The organism is Tardiphaga sp. (assembly GCF_025356345.1).
GTDB lineage: Bacteria > Pseudomonadota > Alphaproteobacteria > Rhizobiales > Xanthobacteraceae > Tardiphaga.
Map to the genome: position 1 here is coordinate 1 of NZ_JANXTC010000414.1, position 2,577 is coordinate 2,577.

General features: G+C 59.9%; 3 protein-coding genes and 1 pseudogene. 2 read left to right on the forward strand and 2 right to left on the reverse strand.

Annotated elements, in window-relative coordinates; genetic code table 11:
* Window positions 1–277: pseudogene (locus tag Q0S16_RS25515) on the reverse strand (hypothetical protein); the annotation flags it as partial.
* Between the two features lie 364 nt (window positions 278–641).
* On the opposite strand from Q0S16_RS25515, the gene Q0S16_RS25520 reads away from it, so the two are divergent.
* A complete protein-coding gene (locus Q0S16_RS25520) occupies window positions 642–1,163 on the forward strand; it encodes a single-stranded DNA-binding protein (protein WP_295855091.1) in 522 nt (173 codons plus the stop codon).
* Between the two features lie 156 nt (window positions 1,164–1,319).
* On the forward strand, window positions 1,320–1,724 hold the full coding sequence (locus tag Q0S16_RS25525; RefSeq protein WP_295855093.1) for a DUF2306 domain-containing protein: 405 nt from the start codon (window positions 1,320–1,322) through the stop codon (window positions 1,722–1,724).
* A gap of 50 nt (window positions 1,725–1,774) precedes the next feature.
* Here the strand turns inward: Q0S16_RS25525 and Q0S16_RS25530 are convergent, their stop codons facing one another.
* A complete protein-coding gene (locus Q0S16_RS25530) occupies window positions 1,775–2,170 on the reverse strand; it encodes a DUF1127 domain-containing protein (protein WP_295855096.1) in 396 nt (131 codons plus the stop codon).
* Between the last annotated feature and the right edge of the window lie 407 nt (window positions 2,171–2,577).

Here is a 2,577-nt window from a genome sequence, read left to right on the forward strand (position 1 = left end):
AGGCGCTGGATTGCCAGCGATAGCCGATCTGACCGCCTGCAACTGCTCCGTCAGCATCGTGACAACCGACATCGGCGGCCGGGGTGACGCGATCGCGGCAATCACGCTGTGTTCCATAACCGCCATTGGCGCCGATGTAGAAGCCGGACCAGTTATAATATGCCGCTACGATCGGTGGCGCCTTGGTATATGGTCGGGCAGCCAGATCGGCGGCGGAAGCGGACGTCGCGACGCTCAAAGCGGCGAGTGCGACAGATCCAAGCAAAAAGCTTTTCATTGTTATCTCCCCATTGGAATACCTGAGTCATACAGGTATTTTACCCTCAAGGCTGTTGCCAGCCTGCAACATCACGTGAGATTTGCGTGTGTTGCGAGAACATACACGCGGTTTTTTCGCCGGCTGTTGCCTGCCATCGCAGCAAGTTCGGGTCTGGTGGGTTTTGAAAAAGGGAGGCCAAAATAGCCTTTTCAAAAGAACAAAAATAGAACACAATAGAGCATGATCTCGTGGATAACCCTTTGATCACGGGCCGCGCGCGGCATGGACCGTATAGGGTCAAATCAGCGGCGGTTGCGCGCGGGCCCATCGGTCGGCGCCAACGGCCAATCATCTGTTTCAGTATCAAGCGTGGAGAGCGGCGATGGCGGGAAGCGTCAACAAGGTGATTTTGGTTGGAAATCTCGGCAAGGACCCGGAAGTGCGGCGGATGCAGAACGGCAATCCGGTCGTCAATCTGACCATTGCGACCTCGGACACCTGGCGTGACAAGGCGACCGGCGAGCGCAAGGAAAAGACCGAATGGCACCGCGTCGTCATCTTCAATGAAGGTCTGGCGAAGGTCGCCGAGCAATATCTGAAGAAGGGCGCCAAGGTCTATATCGAGGGCGCGTTGCAGACCCGCAAATGGACCGACCCGCAGGGTGTCGAGAAATACTCCACCGAAGTGGTGCTGCAGGGCTTCAACTCGACGATGACCATGCTGGACGGCAAAGGTGGCGGCGGCGCAGGTGCCGGTGGCGGCGACAGCTATGGCGGCGACATGGGTGGCGACTTTGGCGCCAGCAGCCCGTCCAGCGCGCCACCGCGTCGCGTCGCGGCATCGGCTCCGGCCGGCGGTGGCGGCGGCCGTGGCAGCGATATGGATGACGACATTCCGTTCTGATCGTCCAACGCAGCTTATTGCAACAAACACCGGCGCCTGGCGCCGGTGTTTGCTTTTATGCGCCGTTCAACGAGGTGACGCGAAGGAACTTGACAGCGGAAAGATTGATGTAAATAACATTTACATCAAGTCGATCTTTTTCGTCGGGGAGTCTTCATGTCGCTGCAGCCATTACTCGACGCGGTGGCGCCCGTTCCGCTTCACGCCATGGCGGCCATCGCCGCTTTCGTGCTGGGCGTGGTGCAATTGCTGGCACCGAAAGGGACGCTGCCGCATCGCGTGCTCGGCTGGATCTGGGTGGGGCTGCTGCTGACCGTGGCGATCAGCTCGTTCTGGATCCACGGCCACAGCTTCCGCCTCTGGCGCCAGTGGAGCCCGATTCACCTGCTGTCGATCTTCACCCCGGTGATGCTGGTGATCGGCGTGATCATGGCGCGCCGGCATCACGTCAGGGCGCATGCCATCATCATGAGTTCGATTTTTGCCGGAGCGCTGGCCATCGCCGGCCTGTTCACGCTGGTGCCGGGCCGGATCATGCACGCCGTCGTCTTCGGGCCATGATCGAGAGGCGGCCCGCGTCGGCATCGGCGACCGCGGGCCCTCGTGGCGCATCACGTCCCCGAATGCATCCACAGCCCCGTCGTGCCGTTCTTCAGTCTGTCCAGGCTCCGGTGAGCGGTGATGTATTCGATGTCAGCACGCGTCAATCCGATATCTGTCAGCTCTCTTTCGCTGAGCCGATACAATGCGATGCGCATTCTTTGGCGTTGTCGCCGCTCCTGCGACCCGCGCCAGTACCGCTTGAGAATAGTCAGGATCGTCCGCGTCGCCGTGGCACGCGACGCGGCAGCCGTGTTTTCCGGAACGGCATGCGTTGCGAGGACGGCATCCGGGCTGGCCGCTGCGAGAACGTTATCGGCGGCGTCGGTCATGAACGCGGCGGAGCGGCCAAGTGCTGCGACTTCACTCCCGGTTTGGGATGCAAGGTTGGGCTTCTGCGGTGACATCGGATGCTCCTGCTGTTGCGCACGGCAGGCAGGGGCCAAACAAAAGGCCTCGCCCGATGCCGGCGAGGCCTGATGAAGAGATCGTTTTGGTCGACTTCCTAGCGCACGATTCCTTCCACGGCCCAGCCTGAGCGGGACATGTTTTTACGGGCGGAGTAATGCGCTGATGAAGTCATGGCATTCTGGTACCACAAAGGGTGTGAGATATCAAGAGATGTAATGAGGCATAGATACATCCTAAAGGAGATATTCATAGGCTGCGGTTACCGGTTCTAACTGGTTGCGATTCGGCTGATGTGGTCGTCCGATCCCTGCTCACACGACCGGACCGCCGAGGCGCGACAAACGAGTCTCGCCACTTCATGTAACCAATTGAAAAACAAGAGGGAAGAACGTGCGGCGCGGCC

What these genes read in the sequence shown, in the direction of transcription:
- Q0S16_RS25520 (WP_295855091.1), top strand. Translation starts at nt 642, where the DNA reads ATGGCGGGAAGCGTCAACAAGGTGATTTTGGTTGGAAATCTCGGCAAG.
- Q0S16_RS25525 (WP_295855093.1), top strand. Translation starts at nt 1,320, where the DNA reads ATGTCGCTGCAGCCATTACTCGACGCGGTGGCGCCCGTTCCGCTTCAC.
- Q0S16_RS25530 (WP_295855096.1), bottom strand. Translation starts at nt 2,170, where the DNA reads ATGTCACCGCAGAAGCCCAACCTTGCATCCCAAACCGGGAGTGAAGTC.